Annotated in this window: 20 protein-coding genes and 1 pseudogene; 12 read left to right on the top strand and 9 right to left on the bottom strand. The window is 66.1% G+C overall.

Going from position 1 to position 20,484, the window contains the following annotated elements; all coding sequences use genetic code 11:
• The first annotated feature begins 59 nt into the window (after positions 1 to 59).
• The gene (locus ACNSN7_RS05170) at positions 60 to 437 is read left to right on the top strand and encodes a DUF5811 family protein (RefSeq protein ID WP_418281154.1); all 378 of its coding nucleotides are present in this window, start codon (positions 60 to 62) and stop codon (positions 435 to 437) included.
• Between the two features lie 52 nt (positions 438 to 489).
• Here ACNSN7_RS05170 and ACNSN7_RS05165 read toward each other — a convergent pair whose 3' ends face one another.
• Complete coding sequence (locus ACNSN7_RS05165) at positions 490 to 2,277, bottom strand: glutamate--tRNA ligase (protein WP_418281153.1); 1,788 nt, start codon at positions 2,275 to 2,277, stop codon at positions 490 to 492.
• A gap of 399 nt (positions 2,278 to 2,676) precedes the next feature.
• Here ACNSN7_RS05165 and ACNSN7_RS05160 point away from each other — a divergent pair, with 399 nt between their 5' ends.
• The 4 genes from ACNSN7_RS05160 to ACNSN7_RS05145 all read left to right on the top strand — a co-directional run bounded on the left by ACNSN7_RS05160 (position 2,677) and on the right by ACNSN7_RS05145 (position 5,842).
• Positions 2,677 to 2,901, top strand: coding sequence for a DUF8527 family protein (locus ACNSN7_RS05160; RefSeq protein WP_418281151.1), 225 nt, complete (start codon positions 2,677 to 2,679; stop codon positions 2,899 to 2,901).
• 179 nt (positions 2,902 to 3,080) lie between these two features.
• Positions 3,081 to 3,701: an adenylate kinase gene (locus tag ACNSN7_RS05155; RefSeq protein ID WP_418281150.1), complete on the top strand. Its 621-nt coding sequence runs from the start codon at positions 3,081 to 3,083 to the stop codon at positions 3,699 to 3,701.
• An 84-nt stretch (positions 3,702 to 3,785) separates the two neighbouring features.
• The gene (locus ACNSN7_RS05150) at positions 3,786 to 4,703 is read left to right on the top strand and encodes a DUF106 domain-containing protein (RefSeq protein WP_418281148.1); all 918 of its coding nucleotides are present in this window, start codon (positions 3,786 to 3,788) and stop codon (positions 4,701 to 4,703) included.
• A gap of 119 nt (positions 4,704 to 4,822) precedes the next feature.
• Positions 4,823 to 5,842: a hypothetical protein gene (locus ACNSN7_RS05145; RefSeq protein WP_418281147.1), complete on the top strand. Its 1,020-nt coding sequence runs from the start codon at positions 4,823 to 4,825 to the stop codon at positions 5,840 to 5,842.
• A 31-nt stretch (positions 5,843 to 5,873) separates the two neighbouring features.
• On the opposite strand, the gene ACNSN7_RS05140 is transcribed toward ACNSN7_RS05145, so the two are convergent.
• A complete protein-coding gene (locus tag ACNSN7_RS05140; RefSeq protein ID WP_418281145.1) occupies positions 5,874 to 7,166 on the bottom strand; it encodes a DHH family phosphoesterase in 1,293 nt (430 codons plus the stop codon).
• 157 nt (positions 7,167 to 7,323) lie between these two features.
• Between ACNSN7_RS05140 and ACNSN7_RS05135 the strand changes: the two genes are divergently transcribed.
• From ACNSN7_RS05135 to ACNSN7_RS05125, 3 genes and pseudogenes are all read left to right on the top strand, one after another.
• Positions 7,324 to 7,941: a DUF192 domain-containing protein gene (locus ACNSN7_RS05135; protein ID WP_418281144.1), complete on the top strand. Its 618-nt coding sequence runs from the start codon at positions 7,324 to 7,326 to the stop codon at positions 7,939 to 7,941.
• A 154-nt stretch (positions 7,942 to 8,095) separates the two neighbouring features.
• Positions 8,096 to 9,431: pseudogene (locus tag ACNSN7_RS05130) on the top strand (RNA-guided endonuclease InsQ/TnpB family protein).
• 94 nt (positions 9,432 to 9,525) lie between these two features.
• Positions 9,526 to 10,083, top strand: a complete 558-nt coding sequence (locus ACNSN7_RS05125; protein ID WP_418281143.1) for a sugar O-acetyltransferase — start codon at positions 9,526 to 9,528, stop codon at positions 10,081 to 10,083.
• Between the two features lie 75 nt (positions 10,084 to 10,158).
• Here ACNSN7_RS05125 and ACNSN7_RS05120 read toward each other — a convergent pair whose 3' ends face one another.
• Positions 10,159 to 12,078 carry an ATP-binding protein gene (locus tag ACNSN7_RS05120; RefSeq protein ID WP_418281141.1) on the bottom strand — a complete coding sequence of 640 codons (1,920 nt, stop codon included), beginning with the start codon at positions 12,076 to 12,078 and terminating at the stop codon, positions 10,159 to 10,161.
• A 76-nt stretch (positions 12,079 to 12,154) separates the two neighbouring features.
• On the opposite strand from ACNSN7_RS05120, the gene ACNSN7_RS05115 reads away from it, so the two are divergent.
• Together ACNSN7_RS05115 and ACNSN7_RS05110 are read left to right on the top strand one after the other, a co-directional pair.
• Positions 12,155 to 12,490, top strand: coding sequence for a DUF7113 family protein (locus ACNSN7_RS05115; protein WP_418281140.1), 336 nt, complete (start codon positions 12,155 to 12,157; stop codon positions 12,488 to 12,490).
• 300 nt (positions 12,491 to 12,790) lie between these two features.
• Positions 12,791 to 13,348 carry a class I SAM-dependent methyltransferase gene (locus tag ACNSN7_RS05110; RefSeq protein WP_418281342.1) on the top strand — a complete coding sequence of 186 codons (558 nt, stop codon included), beginning with the start codon at positions 12,791 to 12,793 and terminating at the stop codon, positions 13,346 to 13,348.
• 79 nt (positions 13,349 to 13,427) lie between these two features.
• On the opposite strand, the gene ACNSN7_RS05105 is transcribed toward ACNSN7_RS05110, so the two are convergent.
• From ACNSN7_RS05105 to ACNSN7_RS05080, 6 genes are all read right to left on the bottom strand, one after another.
• Positions 13,428 to 14,009 (bottom strand): TQO small subunit DoxD, encoded by a 582-nt coding sequence (locus tag ACNSN7_RS05105; RefSeq protein ID WP_418281139.1) that lies wholly within the window; start codon positions 14,007 to 14,009, stop codon positions 13,428 to 13,430.
• 186 nt (positions 14,010 to 14,195) lie between these two features.
• Positions 14,196 to 14,900, bottom strand: a complete 705-nt coding sequence (locus tag ACNSN7_RS05100; RefSeq protein WP_418281138.1) for a DUF7546 family protein — start codon at positions 14,898 to 14,900, stop codon at positions 14,196 to 14,198.
• 3 nt (positions 14,901 to 14,903) lie between these two features.
• On the bottom strand, positions 14,904 to 15,113 hold the full coding sequence (locus tag ACNSN7_RS05095; RefSeq protein WP_418281136.1) for a CbaC protein: 210 nt from the start codon (positions 15,111 to 15,113) through the stop codon (positions 14,904 to 14,906).
• Positions 15,110 to 16,867: a b(o/a)3-type cytochrome-c oxidase subunit 1 gene (locus ACNSN7_RS05090; protein ID WP_418281135.1), complete on the bottom strand. Its 1,758-nt coding sequence runs from the start codon at positions 16,865 to 16,867 to the stop codon at positions 15,110 to 15,112. Before ACNSN7_RS05090 ends, ACNSN7_RS05095 begins: the two co-directional genes overlap by 4 nt.
• Positions 16,864 to 17,394, bottom strand: coding sequence for a cytochrome c oxidase subunit II (locus ACNSN7_RS05085; RefSeq protein WP_418281134.1), 531 nt, complete (start codon positions 17,392 to 17,394; stop codon positions 16,864 to 16,866). Before ACNSN7_RS05085 ends, ACNSN7_RS05090 begins: the two co-directional genes overlap by 4 nt.
• An 8-nt stretch (positions 17,395 to 17,402) precedes the next feature.
• Positions 17,403 to 17,606: a hypothetical protein gene (locus ACNSN7_RS05080; RefSeq protein WP_418281132.1), complete on the bottom strand. Its 204-nt coding sequence runs from the start codon at positions 17,604 to 17,606 to the stop codon at positions 17,403 to 17,405.
• Positions 17,607 to 17,704: 98 nt separating this feature from the next.
• Between ACNSN7_RS05080 and ACNSN7_RS05075 the strand changes: the two genes are divergently transcribed.
• Together ACNSN7_RS05075 and ACNSN7_RS05070 are read left to right on the top strand one after the other, a co-directional pair.
• Positions 17,705 to 17,893 carry a DUF8131 family protein gene (locus tag ACNSN7_RS05075; RefSeq protein ID WP_418281131.1) on the top strand — a complete coding sequence of 63 codons (189 nt, stop codon included), beginning with the start codon at positions 17,705 to 17,707 and terminating at the stop codon, positions 17,891 to 17,893.
• 90 nt (positions 17,894 to 17,983) lie between these two features.
• Positions 17,984 to 20,458 carry a heavy metal translocating P-type ATPase gene (locus tag ACNSN7_RS05070; protein ID WP_418281130.1) on the top strand — a complete coding sequence of 825 codons (2,475 nt, stop codon included), beginning with the start codon at positions 17,984 to 17,986 and terminating at the stop codon, positions 20,456 to 20,458.
• Positions 20,459 to 20,484 lie beyond the last annotated feature (26 nt).

The raw sequence follows: 20,484 nt of genomic DNA, 5'->3' as shown, positions 1-20,484 counted from the left end.
GGTTCCTCGTGATCGGCGACGCCTTTTTGAGTTGGCTCCGCATAGGGGTAGCAACTTCAATGAACGGTAACAACCCGTATGCCGGGGCACCGGGCGTCACGAACGCGGGGCAGCCCGCGACCGTCGATCTCTCTCCGGAACAGGAACGCCAGCTCCGACGGACGGTCGCCGGCATCGTTACGCGAACTGAATCGTACCTTCCCGACAGCTACGCCGTCGGGTCGGAGCTCTCCGTCGGTGCGGAGGGGCCGCAGGCGACGGTCGCGGTCAACCCGCCCGCGGGCCATCCGGTTTCGGCCGGCTTCACGCCGGACGCCGACGAGCTCGACGCCGGTATCGCGGACGCCGACGCCGACGAGGTCGCTCGGGGACTCGCCGCCAGCGCCGCGGTACAGGTCATGAACGCCGTCGGCGACATCACTCCGACGGCGCGTTAAACGCGGTTCGTTTCGTCTCGAAGCCGGGTCGAACGTTCGGTCGGTCGCTTTCCTACGGGTGTGCGTAGTAGACGACTAACTCGTCGTCTGCCGCTCCCGGCTCGTCCGTCGACGCTCCCTCGTCGTCCGACTCGTTCGCTATCGACCCCGGACCGAACGCGTCGATCCGGACGAATCCGACGCGCTCGAACTGGACGACGCTGTCGACGTCGACGTCGGCGATCGCGGGCTCCGCGTACCCGATCACGTCGCCGTCGAGGGTGCGCATTCTGGTGCGAACGCTCTCCTCGGCGGGCACCCAGTGGACGACGTCGACGTCGCCGTCCTTGACGACGGAGAGGTCGTCGCCGACGTACTCGAACGCGTCGCGAACGTGGCGAACGCAGCCGAAGCCCTTGAGCCAGACGCGGTCGCCGTTGGGGGGGAGGTCGGCCTCCTCGATCACGACGCGCCCGGCCGGAACGGTCCGATCGCCACGGTCCTCGTGGTCCGGATGCAGCGGCGGGTGACCCGCCTCCGGACCTCCGATCACGTCGCGTTCGACCGCGGGCGACTCCTCGCGGTCCCGCACGAGGAAGTAGCGGTTCGCCTCGTCGTCGATCAGTGCTCGGTTGTTGGCGTACACCGCCGACATCGCCAGATCGACGTCCGAGGTCGACATCCCGAGACCCGTCATCGCGTCGACGATCGCCTGTCCCTGGATGCCGCGGCGGCGAACCGACGCGAGGGTCGGCGCACGCGGGTCGTCCCAGCCCGTCAGGTCGCCCGCGTCGATGAGCGCTTTGATCGTCGACGTCGACAGCTTCACGTCGTACTCGTCGATCTGGACGTGTCCCCAGTGGAGCGTTTCGGGGTACTCCCAGTCGAAGTAGTCGTACACGAACCGCTGGCGCTTCGCGGAGTCCTGCAGATCGATCCCCCGGATGATGTGCGTAACGCCCGTGAGGTGGTCGTCGATCCCCGACTGGAAGTCCAGCATCGGCCAACACCGGTAGTCGGCGGCGACTGCCCGCGGATGCGGCGTGTCGATCATCCGGAACGCGACCCAGTCGCGGAGCGCGGGGTTCTTGTGGTCGATGTCGGTTCGGACGCGGAGGGTCATCTCCCCGGCGTCGTACTCGCCGTCGACCATGTCGTCGAACTCCTCGTGGACCGTCTCCGCGTCCTTCCCGCGGTGGGGACACGGCTCCGAGTCCGCTTTCAGCGCCGAGAACTCCTCGCCGGGACACGAGCAGGTGTACGCGCCGCCGGCGTCGATCAGATCGCGGGCGTGCTCGTAGTACGTTTCGACGCGATCGGAGGCGCGGATCACGCGGTCGGGCTCGAACCCGAGATAGGCGATGTCGTCGAGGATCGCGTCGTACGCGTCGAGGTCCGGACGTTTTGTCTCCGGGTCGGTGTCGTCGAACCGGCAGATGAACTCCCCGTCGTATCGCTGTTTGTACGTCCCGATGACCGCGGGCATCCGCGCGTGACCCATGTGCCACGGCCCGTTCGGGTTGGGCGCGGCGCGCATCACGACCTCGCCGGGCTCCGCGTTCGGGAGGTCGGGAAGGACGTGCTCGTCCGTCTCCGCTTCGGCGTCCAGTTCCGCGACGAGCTCGGGAGCGATCTCGGCGAGCCGCTCGCGACGCGCCGACTCGTCCATCGATCCGACCTCGTCCACGATCCGCCCGAGGACGCCGGGGATCTCGTCGCCGTGCGGTCGGAAGTCGGGGTTCTCGCCCATCAGCGGACCCATGATGGCACCCACGTCCGGATCGCTGCCGTGTTTGAGCGCGTTGAACAGCGCGGCCTCCTCGCCGGCCGCTTCGACGCGCTCGCGGAGTTCATCGTCCATTACGGTGTCGTTGTCGGCGTCGACTCAAAAGCGCCGCGGAACGCACGGGTATCTGACGAGGCTCCGGGGCGCTGACGGAACCGAGACGATCATCGATCGGGGCGGTCGCGGGTAGGGGGATCGATCGATCGGACGTCGCCGACCATAAACGGTAGCGACCGTTCACGGCGGTTGGGTGTGCCTACTCCGTGAACCGTCGGTACTATTTATAAGTCCGCTCGTGTCGACACGGATCTTCGAACTCCCGTCGTCGTGGTCCACGAACCCTCGTCGTTGTGGTCCACGAACCCTCGTCGTCGTGGTCCACGGGATTCATGGTCGCCCGAGCCGTCGTGTGCTCATGAACGCGGAGGGCGACCCGGCCGAACCGACGACGAGAGCGCTGACGGGGGATCCCGTATGGTAGGACCGATGACGGAGGCCGAACGCGAGTCCGGGAACCGGAAGGTACAGGCCGCGTTCCTGCTTCTCGTGACGGTGTCCCCGCCGCTGATCGCGCTGCAAGCGGACCCGACGGCGACACAGTTAGCGATCGCGGCCGTCGGCGGGTTCCTCCTGGGCGTCGTTCTGCTGTGGTACCTACGCGGGCTCGCCGAGGAGTTCACTCCCGGACCGCGTCGCTGACGGCGCGGTCGTCGGTCATGCCATCGACCGCTGTCGGTCATGCCATCGACCGCTGTCGGTCATGCCATCGACCGCGTTATCGGGACCATCCGGGCGCGTCTCTCCCATCCGGGCGCATCTCCCGGCAGGACTCGGCCGTTATCTTCAAGGCTTTACGTACGGGGATGAAAGCGTCGGTCATGAGCCATCGGATCCTTCTGTTGGGAGCACCGGGTGCGGGCAAGGGCACCCAGAGCACGAAACTGGCCGCGGAGTACGGGATCGATCACATCACCACCGGCGACGCGCTCCGCGCGAACAAGGACATGGAGACGGAGTACGGCACGCCCCGTTCGTTCATGGAGGCGGGCGAACTCGTCCCCGATCCGGTCGTCAACGAGATCGTGCAGGCCGCACTGGACGACGCCGACGGCTTCGTTCTCGACGGCTACCCGCGTAACCTCGATCAGGCCGAGTACCTCTCCGAGATCACCGATCTCGACGCGGTCGTCTTCCTCGACGTCGACGAGGAGGTCCTCGTCGACCGCCTCACCGGTCGCCGCGTCTGTGACGACTGCGGTGCGAACTTCCACGTCGACTTCCAGCCGCCCGAGGAGGACGGGGTCTGTGACGACTGTGGCGGCGAGCTGATCCAGCGCGACGACGACACCGAGGAGACGGCGCGCGAGCGACTCCACGTGTTCTACGACAACACCGAGCCCGTCATCGAGCACTTCCGCGACGAGGGAGATCTCGTCGAGGTGGACGGCGAGGCACCTCCTGACGACGTGTTCGATCGCATCCGGAACGCGGTCGAGTAACGATATCGGTCCTCGTGTGAGCCGATCGACGCACCGCCACCGATCCTGCAAGGTTCTTAACCGTCGACTGCCAACCCGGTCGTAATGAGCAAGGTCGAACGGCGTGTCCGCTCGCTCGTCCGCGAGGACGGCTCGATGCGGGACGCCCTCGAAGTCGTCCTCGACCGCGCCGGAGACGGCGAGGCGGCCGACGACGAGGTGCAGTGGATCGACGTCCGTGACGAGATCACGAGCGGACAGTGGGGTCGACTCATCGAGAAGGAGATCCTCGTCGACGGCGAGACCGGCTTCGCGCTCGCCGATCGCGAGGGAATCGAGGAGGGATTAACCGAGGAGGACGACCTCACGAGCGGCGGCGACTTCGAGACGCCGGAGACGACGTCGTGGTCGAAGTGGGACAAACTGGCCGCGCTGGCGACGGTCGGCTTCTTCGTCGGCTACGCGTTCGGACCGGTTCGGGACGTGATCGCCGGGGCGATCGACCTCGTGTTCGGTCCGCTTCTCGGGATCGTTCCCTTCTACGTCGTCATCATGGTCGTCGCGCTCGCGACGGGACTGTACTCGACGCTGCTGCGCGCCGGCCTCATGGATATGGACAAGATGAGCGTCTATCAGGACCGGATGAAAGACATTCAGGAGCGTCGCAAGGAGGCCAAGGAGCGCGACGACGACGAGGCGCTGGACGCGATCCAAGACGAGCAGATGGAGGCGATGGGCGACCAGCTCGGGATGTTCAAAGAGCAGTTCCGCCCGATGGTGTGGATCATGTTCCTCACCATCCCGGCGTTCCTCTGGATGTTCTGGGTCGTCGGCTACCGCGGCAGCGAGGCCCAGTACGAGCTGGAAACTCTCGTGATCCCCTTTGCGGGCACCGTCGAGTGGACGACCGGCGTGATCGGACCGATCCAGGTGTGGATCGTCTGGTACTTCCTCTGCTCGATGGCGTTCACCCAGATCGTCCAAAAGAGCCTCAACATCCAGATGTCGCCGACGTCGTCGTAAGCAACCGATAGCGGTCGCTCGTCCCCGCTTGTTCGCTCTCGTTCGCGGTCGTTCTCGTTCGTTCTCGTTCGAAGACGTCGAGCGTCCGCCTTTTTGTCGTTGCCGTCCGGACGACGGACGTGGAACTCCTCGACCATCCGTCTCGAACGTGGATCGGGGCAGCCGTCGGTCTCGTCCTCCTCGCGACGCCGACGCTCGCACTGTTCGTGCTCGGCGTCGCGGGCGCAGTCGTCCATGCGGGGGCCCCGATCGTCGGGGTGATACTGCTCGTTCCCACGTTCGGCGTCGCCGTCGGCGTTCGCTACGAGTGGTGGTTCCTCCGCCGGGCCGACGGGCTCTCACGAGTCCGGACCTCCGACGCCGTCAGGGACGCCGTCTCACTGCTCGTCGGGGCAGTAGTCACGATCGCGATCGTCGTCGAGTCCGGCACGTCACCGATCGTCGCGGCCGCGCTCGTCGGCGTCGGTGCCGCGCTCGTGGTGCCGTCCCGAGCCGTCCCGGCGTACTGTGGCGCGTTCGTCGGTATGACCTCTCCCGCCCTGTTCGTGACGTACTGGCACACCGTCGTCGCCGCCGTCCTCGCGAGCGTCGTGTACGTCGTATCGGGGCCCGTGTTCCGGGACATCGGCGGAAAGCTCGGCACGACGGCCTTCGTCGCGGCCACCGCCACGATCGCCGTGACGGCGGGCGGGTTCGGGAGCGGGACCGTTCCGGAGTCGCTCTCGATCGCGCTCGCGGTCGGTTCCGCCGTCGTCGGGGCCGTCGCCACGTTCGTCCTCCACACGCGGTCGAGCGCGGAACCGGTGCTCGCCTCCGGTGTCGTTGGCGTTTCCGGCGGAGTTCTCCTTCCGATCGTACACGTCGGAGACGGTGGACTGCTGGCTGCGGCGGCGTTCTCGGCGTCCTTCGCGGGGATGTCGGCGCGGAGGCGGATTCCGAACGGGTGGTGGATGGCGGTCGTCGGCGCGGTCGTGGGAGCGGTCGTCGTCTACACGACGCCGTACCTCGGCGGGTCAGGCGGGAAACTCGGGACGATCGCGTTCGGTGCGTGTCTCGCCGTGCACGGCTCCCTCCGTGCCGTTCACCTCGTCCGTATCCGCCGGCGTGCCGACGAACGCTCCCGCCGAGACACGACATGAGGTCCGTCCTCCCACGCTCGAATGTCCGGTTCTACTCGTCGGTGTCGTCAGAGTCGCTTCCGGTATCTGCCGATCCGTCCGCGTTTTGGGTATCCGATCCGTCCGCGTTTTGGGCGTCCGCCGTCTCCTCGGTCTCCGCAGCGACCGACGCGGCGACGTCCTCGAACGCCGCGAGGATGACTCGACGACACGCTTGCCCCTCCGTCGTCCAGTGGTGGGCGTAATCGAGCATGTCGTCGTAGATGTCGGGCTTACAGCCCGCGGCCTGCGGGTGCCCGCCGCCGTTGACCTTGCCGGCGACCTCGTGAGCGTGTTTGAACCCCTCCGAGCCGCGGATCGACGCGGAGCCGGCGGGTTTGACGATCACCGCGGCGTCGGCCCCTCGTTCGCGGAGGGTCTCCGCGACCTCGTTCTGTGAACAGCGACCGTACGTGACCGCGACGGTCCACTCGCCGACCGCGTGGGTGACCGCGCGGTCGACCGCGGCGTCGATCCGCGCCGTCTTCTCGACCCGCCGATCCTCGAGGTACTCGTGAACCGTTTCGGGTAGGTTCGCGCCGTACGCCCCGACCACGGTCGTGTACTCCTCGGCACCCGACCAGTACGAGTAGTCAGCGAGGTCGTCCGAGCGCGGGTCCTCTTTGATCCAGAGGTCGTGATCCCGCGTGACCGCGGCGAGTTCGGCCCACCGATCGTCGAATCCGCCGTCGAGCGAGCGGAGCGCCACGTCCGCGGTACACTCCTCGTCGCTGTCGCCGACCACGAGGTCGACGCCCGCCGCACGGACCGCGGCCACGGTCTCGTCGTCCCACTGGTGATGGTCGAACCAGCGGATCGAATCGCACGACGTCGCGAGCGCTTCCAGCGGCTCCGCGATCCACTCGTAGTCGTCCGGACACAGGTCACAGACGAAGAGATCGATGCCGTCGTCCGCGTACGCTGCGACGCGTTCGAGCGACGTGTCGATCGAGTACGGACCCGCCGCGAGCAGCGCGACCGGCGACTCGACGTGTGCGTTCTCGGTCGGGTCCGCGTCGTCGCCGTCGTCGGTGCCCACGTCGTCCGCCACCCGACGTTCGAGCGCGGCCTCGAAATCGCCGACGTCGAGCGCCGCGTCGTACGTCTCGCGGATCATCGCGGCGCAGGCGAGGCCGTCGGCGTCCCCGTCGGCGATCACGACCGCCTCGGCGTCCTCGACCGTCTCCTTCGCGCGCTGCTCCGCGCGGTCCTCGTCGAGCGAATCCGGGTAGAAGAACCCCTTTCCGGGAAGTCTCGTGTATCGCGAGCGGGGCGTTCCCGACTCGTCGATGAGCTCGTCGTCCATACGTCGACACCGGCCGGCGGGGGGAAAACTCCGCCGCTTCGCGGAGCGTGTCGCGTCCGTCCGGCTCGCGTTCCGACGGGTGGGCTCGGTCCGCACAGTTCCTCCCAGAACCGGTTCCCCGCGGAGCGTTTAACCGCCCTCGCGGACACGCATTCGTATGGATCGGCGAACGTATCTCGGCGTTGCCGGCGCGGTCGCCGTCGCCCTTGCGGGCTGTGGAACGCGCGATCCCGAGTCGGAGGCGGACGACGACGCCGGGGCCACATCCGGTACTGACACCGCCGCCCCTCCCGATACGGACACTCCCGCTGATCCCGACGATACCGGTGCTCTCACCGAGACCGACGATGACGACGCTGCCGATCCACCCGTCCACGAGGGGTACGACACGACCGAGGTCCGGGTTCGATCGCCGGACGGGGAACGTCTTGGCGCGGTCACCGCGGCGATCGCGGACACCCCCGAACTGCGCCGCCTCGGCCTCAGCGACACCCCGCACCTGCCGGCGGACCGCGGGATGCTGTTCGTGTACGGGGACGTCGACGATCGGACCTTCGTCATGCGGGAGATGGATTTCGGGATCGACATCGTGTACGCCGACGCCGACGGGGAGATCACCGGGATCCACCACGCACCCGCGCCCGGTCCCGACGAGGACGGCAACCAGCAGCGGTACCCCGGGCGCGGGCAGTACGTCCTCGAGGTCGGATACGAGTGGACGCTCGACCGCGGCGTCCGCGAGGGCGACGTGCTGGCGTTCGATCTCTCGGAGTGAGCACACTTACGGAGAATCGAGGAGAAAGCCTCGCGCTTTAGCGCGGGGATGAATCCGACACTCTCGTTCACACTCCACCGTCCGATGGCACGGTTGGATATTCCGCGCTGCTCCAATCCAAGCCTTCAAGTAATTTTGTCTACATAGGTTACATATGGCGAAACAGGTCGTTACTCGCACCTACACTGCGTCCATTCGGAACCAGTCTCGGGTGCGAGACGACCTTGATTCGCTCGGGTTCGCAGCCAGTAAACTCTGGAACGTCGGCCGGTGGACATGCAGTCGCATTTGGGATGAAATTGATCACATCCCGAACCACAACGAGCTCACCACGTACCTCAAAAACCACGAACGCTATGATGACCTGCATTCTCAGTCAAGTTCGTTCGAGACGGCTCCGCCGTCTCGTGATGCCAATGAGCTTCGCTCATTGAGCACAGCGAGTTTTGCAAGAACTCGCTGAGGCGTTCAACAGTTGGTACGGCAACCGACGCAGCGGAGACACGAGAGCGAACCCGCCCGGCTACCGCAAACACGGCGACGAGCACCCACGTTCCACAGTCACATTCAAGCAGAAAGGCTTCAAACTCGACATCCAGTACGACCGCGTTCGACTCTCAAAAGGGTCGAACCTCAAAGAGTATTGGTCGGATTTCATCCTCTGCAAGTACCAGACTCGCCCCGACGTTGACCTCTCCGCCGTGGAGAACGTCCAACAAGTCAAGATAGTCTGGACGGGCAACGAGTGGACACTCCACTTCGTCTGCAAGGTCGAAATCGACGTGGCTGAAGCCCCCGGTGAGAAGACGGTTGGTGTCGATCTCGGGATCAACAACTTCGCTGCACTCGCCTACGAAGACGGTCACAGCGAGTTGTACCCGCTCAACTGCCTGAAGCAGGACGACTACTACTTCAGCAAGCGAATCGCTCGGTGTGACGACTCGGACTCCGAGCAGGCAACTCGGCTGAATCAGAAGAAGTCGGCCCGCCGCACCCACTACTTCCACACGCTCTCCAAGCACATCGTCCAGCGGTGTGTCGACGAGGACATTGGAACGATCGTGGTGGGCGACCTCTCCGGCATCCGCGAGGACGAGGAGAACGGCGAGTCAAAGAACTGGGGCAAGCACGGCAATCTTGACCTGCACTCGTGGGCGTTCGACCGGTTCACAGACCTGCTCGAATACAAAGCCGAAATAGAAGGTATCACGGTCGAGAACGTGCCTGAGCGGGATACCTCGAAGTCGTGTTCGTGCTGTGGCCGGAAGCGTGAAGCGAACCGTGTTGAACGCGGACTGTATATCTGCGATGAGTGCGGGACAGTGGCGAACGCAGATGTGAACGGCGCTGAGAACATTCGGCAGAAAGTATCTCCGAGTTCACCGAATCTCTCGGTGAATAGGAGTAACGGCTGGTTGGCACAGCCATCGACGTTCCTGTTTGACACGGAAACTGGTGCGTTCGCACCGCAAGAACACGTAACGTCGTAAACCACAATATCCCAACCCAGCGGTGCAGTGCCGTGGGAATCCTCGCGCTTCAGCGCGGGGAGGATGTCAAGGCCCGCTCGGACGACGGATCGACATGCGGACTCAAAAGGAACGGATGCTGAACGGGGAGCCGTACGACGCCGCCGACTCCGAGCTCGTGGCGGAGCGGGAGCGCGCACGGGCGCTCACGAACCGGTACAACCGGTCGGGCGCGGACGAGCACGAGCGCCGCCGAGAGCTGCTGGACGACCTGCTCGGCTCGCTCGGCGACGGCTGCGAGATCGAGCCGCCGTTTCGGTGTGACTACGGGTACAACGTTCACCTCGGTGCGAACGTCTACGCCAACGTCGACTGCGTCGTCCTCGACGTGTGTCGGGTGGAGATCGGTCGCGACTGCCTGATCGGGCCGGGCGTCCACGTGTACACCGCGACCCATCCGGTCGACCCGGCGATGCGTCGGGAGGGTCTCGAGTCCGGACGGCCGGTGACGATCGGCGAGAACGTCTGGATCGGCGGGCGCGCCGTCATAAACCCCGGCGTGACGATCGGCGACGACGCAGTCGTCGGGTCCGGGGCGGTCGTCACGAGCGACGTCCCCGACGGGGTCGTCGTCCGGGGGAACCCCGCGCGAATCGCGCGAGACGCGGACTGACGTGACGACGGGGTCGAGAGCAGAGAGGTACCACGCTGCGATGGCCCCCCCACGCCGACGCGTCCCGTCGGCGACTCAGTCGCCGTGGCGCGTCACGCAGTTCGAGAGGCCGATCAGCTCGACCGGTTCGGAGTTGTCCGGCGAGTAGACGACCATCTGTCCCTTCTCCATGTACGGCACCTTCCCGGCGAGGGTCGTCGGGATGTTCACGCTCTTGATCGCGTCCTCGTCGCCGAGGTTGAGCACGACGGTCGTGTTGATCTGTTTGAACACCGACTCCGCGACGTCCTGCGGGTCCTGGGTGATCAGGAACAGGCCGAGCCGTTCCTTCCGGCCCTGTTTGGCCGCCTCGGTGAACGTCCCCACCACCTTCCGGGCCTGCACGTTGTCGGCGTCCGCGAGGAAGTTGTGCGCCTCGTCCATCCCGACGAGCAGGGGCGTCTCCTTGACGCGGTCGCTTCGCGGGTCGTTCGACAGCTTGTCCCCGACCAACATCGTCGAGACGGCGAGCACGACGATCTCCTTCTGCCGGGACGTCGGGAGGTGGTACGTCGGGATCACCGAGAGTCCGCCCGGGCGGACCAGGGTGTGATCGAGCTCGGTGATCGGCTTCGCGTCGCCGTCGAACACCCCGCCCGGGACGCCGCGAACCCGGCGCTTGACGGCGTCGTACGTCGCCTCGTGGACGCGTCCGGACTCGTGAAGCTCCTCTTTGAGCGCCGGATCGTCGAGGTACGAGAGGAACTGCCGATACGTCCCCGAGCTCCCGTAGTCGTCGAAAAAGCGGTTCAAAAGGGTCAACAGGGCGGGGTACTGGTTCTCGTTCAGTCCCGACCCGGCGACGAGCCACGGCATGTCGTACTCGTCGACCATCGAGAAGGGGATCGTGAACTGCACCTGCTCGGCCCGATGTCCCTCGCCCGGATACGTCGCGCCCGCCGCCGTCGGCACGAGCGCGACGGTGTCGTCGTGGCCGCCGTGCGCGATCCCCTCGCGTTCCAGGCGTCGGGCGTCGGCATCGGTGAGGTCGGGGTTGTCGTCGTGCATCTGGGCGTACTCGTCCTGCGGATCGAACTGCACGACCGCCATCCGCGCCTCTCGACCGTCGTCCATCGGATACGTTCGGTCCTCGTCGAGGTACTGCCGAAGCACGTTCTTGGCGGCGTGGGTCTTCCCGGACCCGGTGCCGCCCGCGATCAGCGTGTGTCGGAACGCGAGCGGGTCGCCGTCGGCGTAGTCGTCTTTTACCCGGTAGTCGACCGTCGGCGGCTCCGCAGCCGTCCGTACCGTCTCGCCGCCGACGGAGAGATGACCTAGGAACACCCCTGACTCGGGGATCTTCAGCCCGGTCTTGATCTCGGTCGCGTCCGCGGCCTCCTCGACGACCGCTCCCGGCTTCGGCACGCGGTCGGTCATTCGACGACTCAGGTCGTCGCCGTCGGCGTACACGACGGATATCGGCTCCAGCTCGGCCATGAACTTGTAGTCGCGCTCGGCGAAGTCGTCACGCCGCATCTGACGGCGGGCGTGGATCTCCGTCGCGTCGTCCGACTGGAACTCCTGTGCGTACTCCAACGCGGTGATCCGACAGAACAGTCGCTCGCCGTCGGGGTACGGAACCACGAGGTACTTCCCGAGCCGAACCGCCTCGCGGTTGCCGGCCGTGACGAACGCCTTCAGCGTCGTCTCCTCGGCCTCCTCGGCGACGCGGAGTCCCTGTGAGACGGAGACGACGCCGAGCCCGATGTCGTTGCCCGACGGCTCGACATCGTAGTCCGTGAACGCCGACTCGTCGCTCGCGGGCTCGGTACCGTCGCTGGAACCGGCGGCGGTACCGGATCCGCCGGTGCCGACCGAACCGGTGGCGTCCGCGGAGGCGGTATCGGCGTCGACGTCGACCGCGTCGGGATCGGTGGCTGCGTCCGTAGAGCCCCCGTCGTCGGGATCGACGGCCGAATCGCCGTCGGTGAACTCGGTGAAGTCCTCCAAGGTCATACACGACCAACTGAGTGCCAGGTGGAAAGCGGTTTCCCCGCGGGGTCTTTTTACCCGTCCAGCCGCTATCGAGGGTATGATACTCGTCCGCGGGAGCGGCGGTGGGACGGATCTCACCGGGACGGTGTTCGAGCGCGGCGAGGAGCCGCCGTCTTATAAGGGTGCGCCGAACGAGGACGCGCCGTACGTCTGGGTGTGCGACTCCTTCTATCAGGTCGAGACCGGCGGATCTCCCCTCCTCGTCGACGGCACGGAGATCCGCGTCGCGTTCGAGGAGCCGACGACGCGCGGGTTCGACACCCGCGAGCAGGCGATCGCGGCGGCGAAAGAACACGTTAGAACGCAGTTCGCCCGGATCGGGATCGACTCCGCCGCCGTCGAACTCGAGGTCTCGCCGATCGATCCGGCGTGAGGCGACTCGGGGTCCGCCTCTCGTCTCGCTTTTCGAGACTCGTCGATGCTCGCTCGGTCGTTTCCGGATCGTCGATGCTCGTTCGGTCGTTTCCGGATCGTCGACGCTCGAGTGATCGCCCCGACGGTGAGCGCGACGACGAGGCCATGAACGAACGGTCCTTTTCGCACGGTTTTAATACGACAGATCGGTATTGTTTCATATGGACAAAACTGCGTGGTCGGTGCGGCGCTCGGAGCAACGCTCTCGTCTCGATCGATCGAGTCGAACGATTCGACGGCGTCAGCGGGGTGTGTGAGCGTGGGGTTTCACACGTTCGACGCCGACGGCGCGGACCGTTTGGAGGAGGCTTCCCGATATCGGTTCCTTTCGCGCGAGGAGCTGATCGCCGCGCTGGATCCCGCCCCCGGCGACGCGGTCGCGGACGTCGGCAGCGGGACGGGCTTTTATACGGACGACGTCGCGCCGTACGTCGGGTCCGTGGCGGCGATCGACCTCCAGCCGGAGATGCACGAGTACTATCGAGAGAAGGGCGTACCCGAAAACGTCGACCTCATCACGGCGGGTTCCGACGACGTACCGCTGCCGGACGACTCGCTTGACGGCGTCTTCTCGACGATGACGTACCACGAGTATCCGGTCGAGGACACGATCGCCGAGTTCGGACGGCTGCTCCGTGTGGGAGGCCGTATCGTCATCGCCGACTGGAGCGCAAACGGGGAAGGGGCTGCGGGGCCGCCGGTCGACGAACGCTACGCCGCGTCCGACGCGGCCGAGGCCCTCACCGATGGTGAACTCGAACCGGTACGCGTCGTCGAGCGACCGGAGACGTTCCTGGTCGTGGCTCGCGCTCCGTGAACGGAGGACGTTTCGTTTGACTCGCGGCGGAGCGGCGTGAGGTCGCGCTACGTTGATGGAGGGATCGGTGAGCGCCGGTTCAGCCGAGGAGGTATCGCAGCCACGGGTTCGCTTTCACGACTTCGGTCTCCTCGAGCACGCGATCCACGCCGAGTATTCGGCCCGCTCCCCATGCCCCGAGTCCGAACAAAAGCAGCATGTACACGAACGAGCTGTCGATGAAGTAGCCGTGCCCCACGGGGAACCCCTGCAGCAGTCCGCCCTCCCATGCTGCAGTCCAGAACATCGACATCTGGAGCGCGCCCATCAGCGCGGCGAATCTGAAGAACACGCCCAAAAGCAGCGCCAGCCCGATCAGGATCTGTCCGAAGACCACGAGCGGGTCGATGATCGCGGAGTAGTTCGCGAACCACAGGAACAGACCCTGTAACGGGTTCGCGTCGGCGATAGCGTTCTGGAGGAACCCGGCCGACGACCACGCCAGCGGGTCACCGATGCCGCCCTCAAGGAGCTTCGAGAGGCCGGCCTGCAGGAACACCCACGCGATCACGACGCGGAGTCCGAGCATCGAGTACGCGAGCCACGTTTCCGAGTAGTTGAACCGCACCTCTCGCCCGAGCAGCTCCGACTGTAACGTTCGTTCTGCGGGTTGCTTGCTCATCTGTAATTGTTCTCACAACCGCCTACATAATTAAAGTATTTATATGTCGATAGGTTGGAAACACCTCGAATCCGTGTGTCCGGCTCATCGGCGTCTCGAAGCACTCCGTGAGCTTCGGAATCAAGGATTGAGGGGATGTGACTGGATCGCGGGCACGAACCGGCCGGGTGGCGACGATACTCCCACTCAGCGTTCACATCGGTCGCTTCCGGCCCGCTCGCGGACGACGACGCCTGCGAGTAGCGTTGCGGTCAGCGCGAACGCGGCGGTCGAGACGTCGTAGGTCAGACCGTTCGCGAGCAACGGGACGCTCCCTATCGAGGCGACGGCGGCGACGATCGGGAGCACGCAGCCGGCACAGGTGAACAGCCCGAGCACTCCGGCGAGGGCGGACCGGGTCGTCGCCGACAGCGCTCGCGCGAGCAGTGCGCCGAGGACCACGTACCCGATGGATTGGAACGGGACGGCGACCACGCCGACGACGGCGAGATCGGCGACGACGACCGGAGCCCAACCCGGAAGCCCGCCGGAGATGGAGAGTCCGACACCGGTTGAACCGATGGAGAGCTGACCGCTAACGCCCGCCAACAGGAGGACGTATCCCGCGGCGACGACGGCGGGCCATCGATTGACTCCTCTCCGGACGCCGCTTTCGCCGTCCGGGCCGAACGCGGCCGCGAGCGCCGCCGCCGACAGCGAGAACCAGACGAGCGGGTAGGCGGCTCGACTCGGATCGATCACCTCCGTGGACGTCGTGACGAGGTATCCAGTTACGACGACGAGATACGCGAGCACGACCACCGATCCCGCGAGGAGTCCGCGGTACGCGGCTCCTTTGGCCCCACGAAAGCGCGCAGGCACGCCGCCCGCCGGTCCCCTCGCCGTCGCCATCGTTCAGGCGGCCTCGTCCGTATCCGTCCGCCAGCCGCCTTTCAGCGACACGAACCAGACGGCGACCCCGGCGGCCGCGAACACGAGCGCCAGGTACGGGATCAGCGGCACCTCCACGCCGAGGATCTCCGCGACGGTTCGGAGTTCATACGCTATCACGCCGAAGATCGCGATCCCGACGAGCAGCCCGCCACGGGTGATGTCGAGACTCATCGGAGCACCTCCGGGACCACGGCGGTCGCGTTCGCGATCCACGTGCCGGCGACGTCGATCCACACCGGGAACGCGCTTCCGCCGGGTCCGAGCAGTCCGCCTCGCGAGACGATTCCGACGATCGGGAGCGCGTACGCGAGCACGACCAACACGACGGCGATGGCGAACCAGAGGCGCAGGTTATCGAGCACCATCGGCGCGTCCTCGGGTCCGGAGAGCGCCGGGGGAAGCGACTCGGCGAGTCCGGACACCTTCGGGTTACCCATCGTCAGCACGACGTTGCCCAAAAAGAGGACCGTCGAGACGAAAAGCAGCGTCCCGCCGATCGCGATCTGGAGGTTCAGCTCCTCGAAGCCGCCGAGCGCCAGCGGGTAGTCGAAGCCGGCGTACTCGGGCTCGGCGGTCCGGCGCGGGACGCCGAGCAGACCCTGTGCGTGCATCGCGTTCGACATCAGCGCCATCCCGATAAACCACAACACGACCTGAAACAGCCCGATCGGCTTGCTGTAGATCGGTTTGTTCGAGATCTGCGGCCAGATCCAGTACGTCGCCGCCATGAACGTCAACGCGACGGCGGTACCCACGGTGAGATGGAAGTGACCGGGCACCCAGATCGTGTTGTGGATCATGTAGTTGATGTTCATTCCGGCGTTGATCATGCCCGAGAAGCCGCCGGCGGCGAACATCAGTCCGGCCAGCATCATGCCGGTGAAGGCGGGGTCACGCCACGGGAGCTCGCGAAGCCAGCCGAAGATTCCGGTTCCACCGCGCTTTCGGGCACCGTACTCGACGCTGGCGACGACGGTGAACGCGGTCAGCAGGCTCGGGAGGAGCAGGAACATCGTGTTCGTCATCGAGATGAACTTGAACCCTTCCGCGATGCCGGGATCGAGGTACTGGTGGTGTATCCCGACCGGCGTCGACAACAGCAGGAACAACACGAAGACGACCCGCGCGAGCGGGTCGCTGAACAGGCGGCCGCCGGCGATCTTGGGGAGGACGGTGTACCACAGCAGGTACGCCGGCATCAACCAGAAGTAGACGACCGGGTGGCCGAAGAACCAGAACAGCGTCCGCGTGAGCGTCGGGTTGACCTGCTCGATCCAGCCGAGCGACCACGGCAGGAGGAAGACGAGCACCGAGACGGCGATCGCGGAGGTGGCGATGTACCACATCGCCATCGTCGTCAACACCATGAACGTCTGGAGAGGGATCCGCTCGTCGGGGTTCTCCTCGCGCCACGCGAGCCACGTCCGGAACCAGTCAGCGCCCGCGATCCACGTGCCGACGATGAACACCGCGAGTCCGGTGTAGAACAGCGGATGCGCCTGGAGCGGGGCGTAAAACGTGAACAGCACGTCGGCGCTCATGTCGATCCGGTTCGTGAAGCCGGCGAGGATCGAGACGCCGGTCATCGTGATGCCGGCGGACATGAGCGCGTACCACGTCCAGGAGATCCTGATGTTCACGAGCGGCCGATCGAGGCTCCGGACCACCGCCCACGTGAACAGTCCGACGAGGAAGAAGATCGTGAAGCTGATCACCAAGAAGACGCCGTGGGCGGTGAGGAACGTGTAGTAGTCCACGGAGCTGAAGGGACGGGCGATTCCCGTCCGATGGAGCGTCTGGATGATCCCGAAGACGGCTCCCAGCCCGAGCGCGAGGAACGACCCGAGGAACGCGGCCCGGATCAGCCGTGATTCCGCGGGGAACTCGTCGACGAACGTCGGCTCCGACTCGATCGCCGAGCTCATGCGTCCTCACCTCCGTCGTCCGCCTCGGCGGCGGTTCGTTGTTCGTACTCCTCCTCGGGGACGACCTCGAGCGTTCCTTCCATACCGTGATGTGCCGCACCGCAGTACTCGTTACAGACGATGCCGTACTCTCGCGGCTCGTTCGCCTGGACGGTGATCTCCGCGACCTCGCCGGGGATCACCATCGTGTTCGCGTTCGTCCCGACGACCTCGAAGCCGTGAATGACGTCGGGCGAGGTGATATAAAAGGTCACCTCGCTGTTCGCGGGGACGACGATCGGGTCCGGATCGAAGTTGAACTGGTAGGCAACGACGTACGCCTCGTACTCGTTTTCACCGACCTGTTCGACGCGTGGCTCGGCGAACCGGTCGTCCTCGTCGAGCGCTTCGGGGTCGAGCGGGTCCTGCTGATCCGACACCATCGCGATCCCGGGTCCGACCGCACCGTACGTAACGCTTCCCAGCAACAGCAGGATCAACACGATCGAGAGCGCGAGCCAGATCTTCTCGTAGGCGTGAACGTGCATCTATCGGGTCACCCGAGCACGACCAGATCCCGGCCAAGGAACTCGATGAAGTACACGTACACCCACGCGATCGTGAGTATGGCGAAGTACACGAGGATCAACGCGAGGGTTCCGATGGGATCGAACTCTTCCGGGCCGTCGGCGACGTCGTCCGCGTCCTCGACGTCACCGAGGTCGTTCACGGAGGCGTGTGCGCTCTCGTTCCGGGTCATGGCCAGTGTTGTTCGGCTCCAAATATATAACGCACAGGCGTTCCCGAATACTGAAAACGCTCCCACACCTACATACGTGCATGATACCAGCAACGTCCATGGATCCGTCGATTCAGCGAGTGCTCCTGCTGCCGTTGGCCGCGCTCGTTCCGGTGGCCGCGTTCGCGAGCTCCCGTGCGGAACTCGTCGTTCTCGTTGCGGCCGTCAACGTCCTGCTCATCTACCTGAGCCTGCGGGTCGCTACCGGCGGGAGCCTGTTGCCGGGAACCGGGACCGCGGAGGCGTAACCGCCGCCTCGGCGTCCTGACGCCCGGTTCGCTCCGGCACTCCGACACCGGTTCGTCCCATTCGGATGACACGACCACTCAACCGATCCAATGTCGAACTGTACCCTCTGTGAGCTCCCCGCGGAACCCGACCCGTTCACCGCCCCGGACGTCGACGGCGAGTTCTGTTGTCGGGGCTGTCTGGCGGTCGCTCGGTCCCTCGACGACGTCGAGGACCTCGAGGACCTCGACGATCGAGTCCCGGAGACGACCCCGGCGGCGACGTTCGACGGCGAGACGACGTTCCTCCACGTCGACGGGATGCACTGTGCGACCTGCGAGTCCTTCCTCGAACTGACGGCCGGAGAGCAGGATGGTGTCGAGGGTGTCGAGGCGAGCTACGCGACCGACACGATCCGGATCGACTACGATCCAGACCGCGTTTCCGCCGAGGAACTGCCCGATCGACTCTCGGTCGCCGGATACACGGCGAGCGACAGGGCGGACCCGGATCCGGACGGTGACGACGTCGACGTCGTCCGGTTTCTCATCGGCGGCGGATTCTTCGGGATGATGGCGATGCTGTGGTACGTCCTGTTCCTCTATCCGACGTACTTCGGCTACGATCCGTTTCTCGATCTCGACGGGATCGACGGGCTCTACCTGTTCGCGCACATCTGGGTGTTCTCGTCGATCGTCCTGTTTTATACGGGCTACCCGATCCTGCGCGGCGCGTACGTGAGCCTCCGTGCGCGACAGCCGAACATGGACCTTCTCGTCTCGCTTGCCGCGGTGAGTTCGTACGCATACAGTACGCTCGCGATGGTGCTCGGGCGAACCGACCTCTATTTCGACGTCACGATCGCCGTCGTGCTCGTCGTCGTCGCGGGAACCCACTACGAGGCCCGAATCAAACGTCGGGCGACCGGCATGCTCTCGGAGCTGACGACGGCGTCGGAGCCGACCGTCCGACTCGCCTCGGGCGAATCGGTCCCGGTCGACGAGGTCGACCCGAACGAGCACCTGCTCGTGAGACCGGGCGAACGGGTGCCGTTGGACGGAACCGTCGTCGAGGGGACGGCGGCCGTCGACGAGGCGCTCGTGACGGGTGAGTCGCTCCCGACCACCAAACGCGTCGGCGACGAGGTTCGAGGCGGGACCGTCGTGGCCGACGCACCGGTCGTCGTCGCGGTCGGTGAGGAGGTCACGAGCACGCTCGACCGGCTGGTCCGCCTGCTCTGGGACATCCAGAGCTCCCGGTCGGGGATCCAGCGGCTCGTCGACAAACTCGCGACGGTGTTCGTCCCGCTCGTGATCGCGATCGCGGTCGTCGTCGGCGCGGTCCTGCTCGCGACCGGGTCGTCGCCGACGGCCGCGGCGCTGGTGAGTCTCACCGTGCTCATCGTCTCGTGTCCGTGTGCGCTCGGCCTGGCGACGCCGCTCGCCGTCGCGGCCGGGATCCGCGACGCCGCCCGCCGGGGGATCGTGATCGTCTCGGACGCCGTCTTCGAGGAGGGAGACGACATCGAGACGGTCGTGTTCGATAAGACGGGGACTCTCACCGACGGCGAGATGCGGGTTCTCGACGTCGTGACCGACGGTACACCGGCCCACCGGCTGCTGGACCGCGCCGCCGCGGTCGAGCGCGCGTCGATCCATCCCGTCGCCGAGGCGGTGGTTGCCGCGGCCGAGGGGACCGATCGCTCCGACCGCTTCGACCGCCCCGACCGCCCCGGACGAATGGATCCCGACGTCGCCGCCGACGGCGGCACCGACGCGGCAACCCCTCACGCCGAGGCCACGAACGTGACGGTCCTCGATACGGGAGTCCGTGGCCGGATCGACGGGCACGACACGCTCGTCGGTCACAGATCGCTGTTCACCGACGGGGCGGTCGATGAGTCGGTCCTCGACGAGACGGCCGATGACGGTGCGGTCGTCGACTGGACGATCCCGGATCGACTCCGCGAGGCGGGTGCGGAGGCCGAACGGGACGGTCGCGTACCGGTGTTCGTCGGTCGGGACGGGACCGTCGAGGGCGTGATCGTCGTCGGCGATGAGCTTCGGGATGGATGGGATGCGGTCGTCTCCGAACTCGACGCGCGTGGCAAGCGCGTCGTGGTCCTGACCGGGGACTCGACCGCCGCAGCCCGACGCTTCGAGGACCATCCCGCCGTCGACGAGACCTTCGCGGAGGTGCCGCCGGAGGCGAAGGCCGAAACGGTGCGACGGCTCCGCGCTCGCGAGCGAGTCGCGATGGTCGGCGACGGGAGCAACGACGCGCCGGCGCTCGCCGCGGCACACCTCGGCGTCTCGATCGCGAGCGGGACGGATCTGGCGGCGGACGCGGCCGACGCCGTCCTGTTGGAGGACCGCCTCTCGGCGATCCCCGAACTGTTCGATATCACGGGCGGGACGAATCGCCGGATCAAACAGAACCTCGGGTGGGCGTTCGTGTACAACGCGATCGCGATCCCGCTTGCGGTGTCGGGGCTGTTGAACCCGCTTCTGGCCGCGCTCGCGATGGCGACGAGCAGCGTGCTCGTCGTCACGAACTCGGCTCGAGCCGTCCACGACCGGAGCTAGACAACTCTCCACTGGGACCGGATCGA

The organism is Halorubrum rarum (genome assembly GCF_048380895.1).
In the GTDB taxonomy this organism is placed as follows: domain Archaea; phylum Halobacteriota; class Halobacteria; order Halobacteriales; family Haloferacaceae; genus Halorubrum.
Note: the sequence above shows the minus strand (reverse complement) of the source record. Positions and strands in the feature narration are given on the sequence as shown.

Coding starts and splice junctions, on each gene's coding strand:
- ACNSN7_RS05135 (WP_418281144.1), top strand. CDS start 7,324: ATGGATCGGCGAACGTATCTCGGCGTTGCCGGCGCGGTCGCCGTCGCC.
- ACNSN7_RS05170 (WP_418281154.1), top strand. CDS start 60: ATGAACGGTAACAACCCGTATGCCGGGGCACCGGGCGTCACGAACGCG.
- ACNSN7_RS05080 (WP_418281132.1), bottom strand. CDS start 17,606: ATGACCCGGAACGAGAGCGCACACGCCTCCGTGAACGACCTCGGTGAC.
- ACNSN7_RS05095 (WP_418281136.1), bottom strand. CDS start 15,113: ATGAGTCTCGACATCACCCGTGGCGGGCTGCTCGTCGGGATCGCGATC.
- ACNSN7_RS05070 (WP_418281130.1), top strand. CDS start 17,984: ATGTCGAACTGTACCCTCTGTGAGCTCCCCGCGGAACCCGACCCGTTC.
- ACNSN7_RS05160 (WP_418281151.1), top strand. CDS start 2,677: ATGGTAGGACCGATGACGGAGGCCGAACGCGAGTCCGGGAACCGGAAG.
- ACNSN7_RS05120 (WP_418281141.1), bottom strand. CDS start 12,078: ATGACCTTGGAGGACTTCACCGAGTTCACCGACGGCGATTCGGCCGTC.
- ACNSN7_RS05115 (WP_418281140.1), top strand. CDS start 12,155: ATGATACTCGTCCGCGGGAGCGGCGGTGGGACGGATCTCACCGGGACG.
- ACNSN7_RS05100 (WP_418281138.1), bottom strand. CDS start 14,900: ATGGCGACGGCGAGGGGACCGGCGGGCGGCGTGCCTGCGCGCTTTCGT.
- ACNSN7_RS05105 (WP_418281139.1), bottom strand. CDS start 14,009: ATGAGCAAGCAACCCGCAGAACGAACGTTACAGTCGGAGCTGCTCGGG.
- ACNSN7_RS05090 (WP_418281135.1), bottom strand. CDS start 16,867: ATGAGCTCGGCGATCGAGTCGGAGCCGACGTTCGTCGACGAGTTCCCC.
- ACNSN7_RS05125 (WP_418281143.1), top strand. CDS start 9,526: ATGCGGACTCAAAAGGAACGGATGCTGAACGGGGAGCCGTACGACGCC.
- ACNSN7_RS05155 (WP_418281150.1), top strand. CDS start 3,081: ATGAGCCATCGGATCCTTCTGTTGGGAGCACCGGGTGCGGGCAAGGGC.
- ACNSN7_RS05075 (WP_418281131.1), top strand. CDS start 17,705: ATGGATCCGTCGATTCAGCGAGTGCTCCTGCTGCCGTTGGCCGCGCTC.
- ACNSN7_RS05085 (WP_418281134.1), bottom strand. CDS start 17,394: ATGCACGTTCACGCCTACGAGAAGATCTGGCTCGCGCTCTCGATCGTG.
- ACNSN7_RS05165 (WP_418281153.1), bottom strand. CDS start 2,277: ATGGACGATGAACTCCGCGAGCGCGTCGAAGCGGCCGGCGAGGAGGCC.
- ACNSN7_RS05140 (WP_418281145.1), bottom strand. CDS start 7,166: ATGGACGACGAGCTCATCGACGAGTCGGGAACGCCCCGCTCGCGATAC.
- ACNSN7_RS05150 (WP_418281148.1), top strand. CDS start 3,786: ATGAGCAAGGTCGAACGGCGTGTCCGCTCGCTCGTCCGCGAGGACGGC.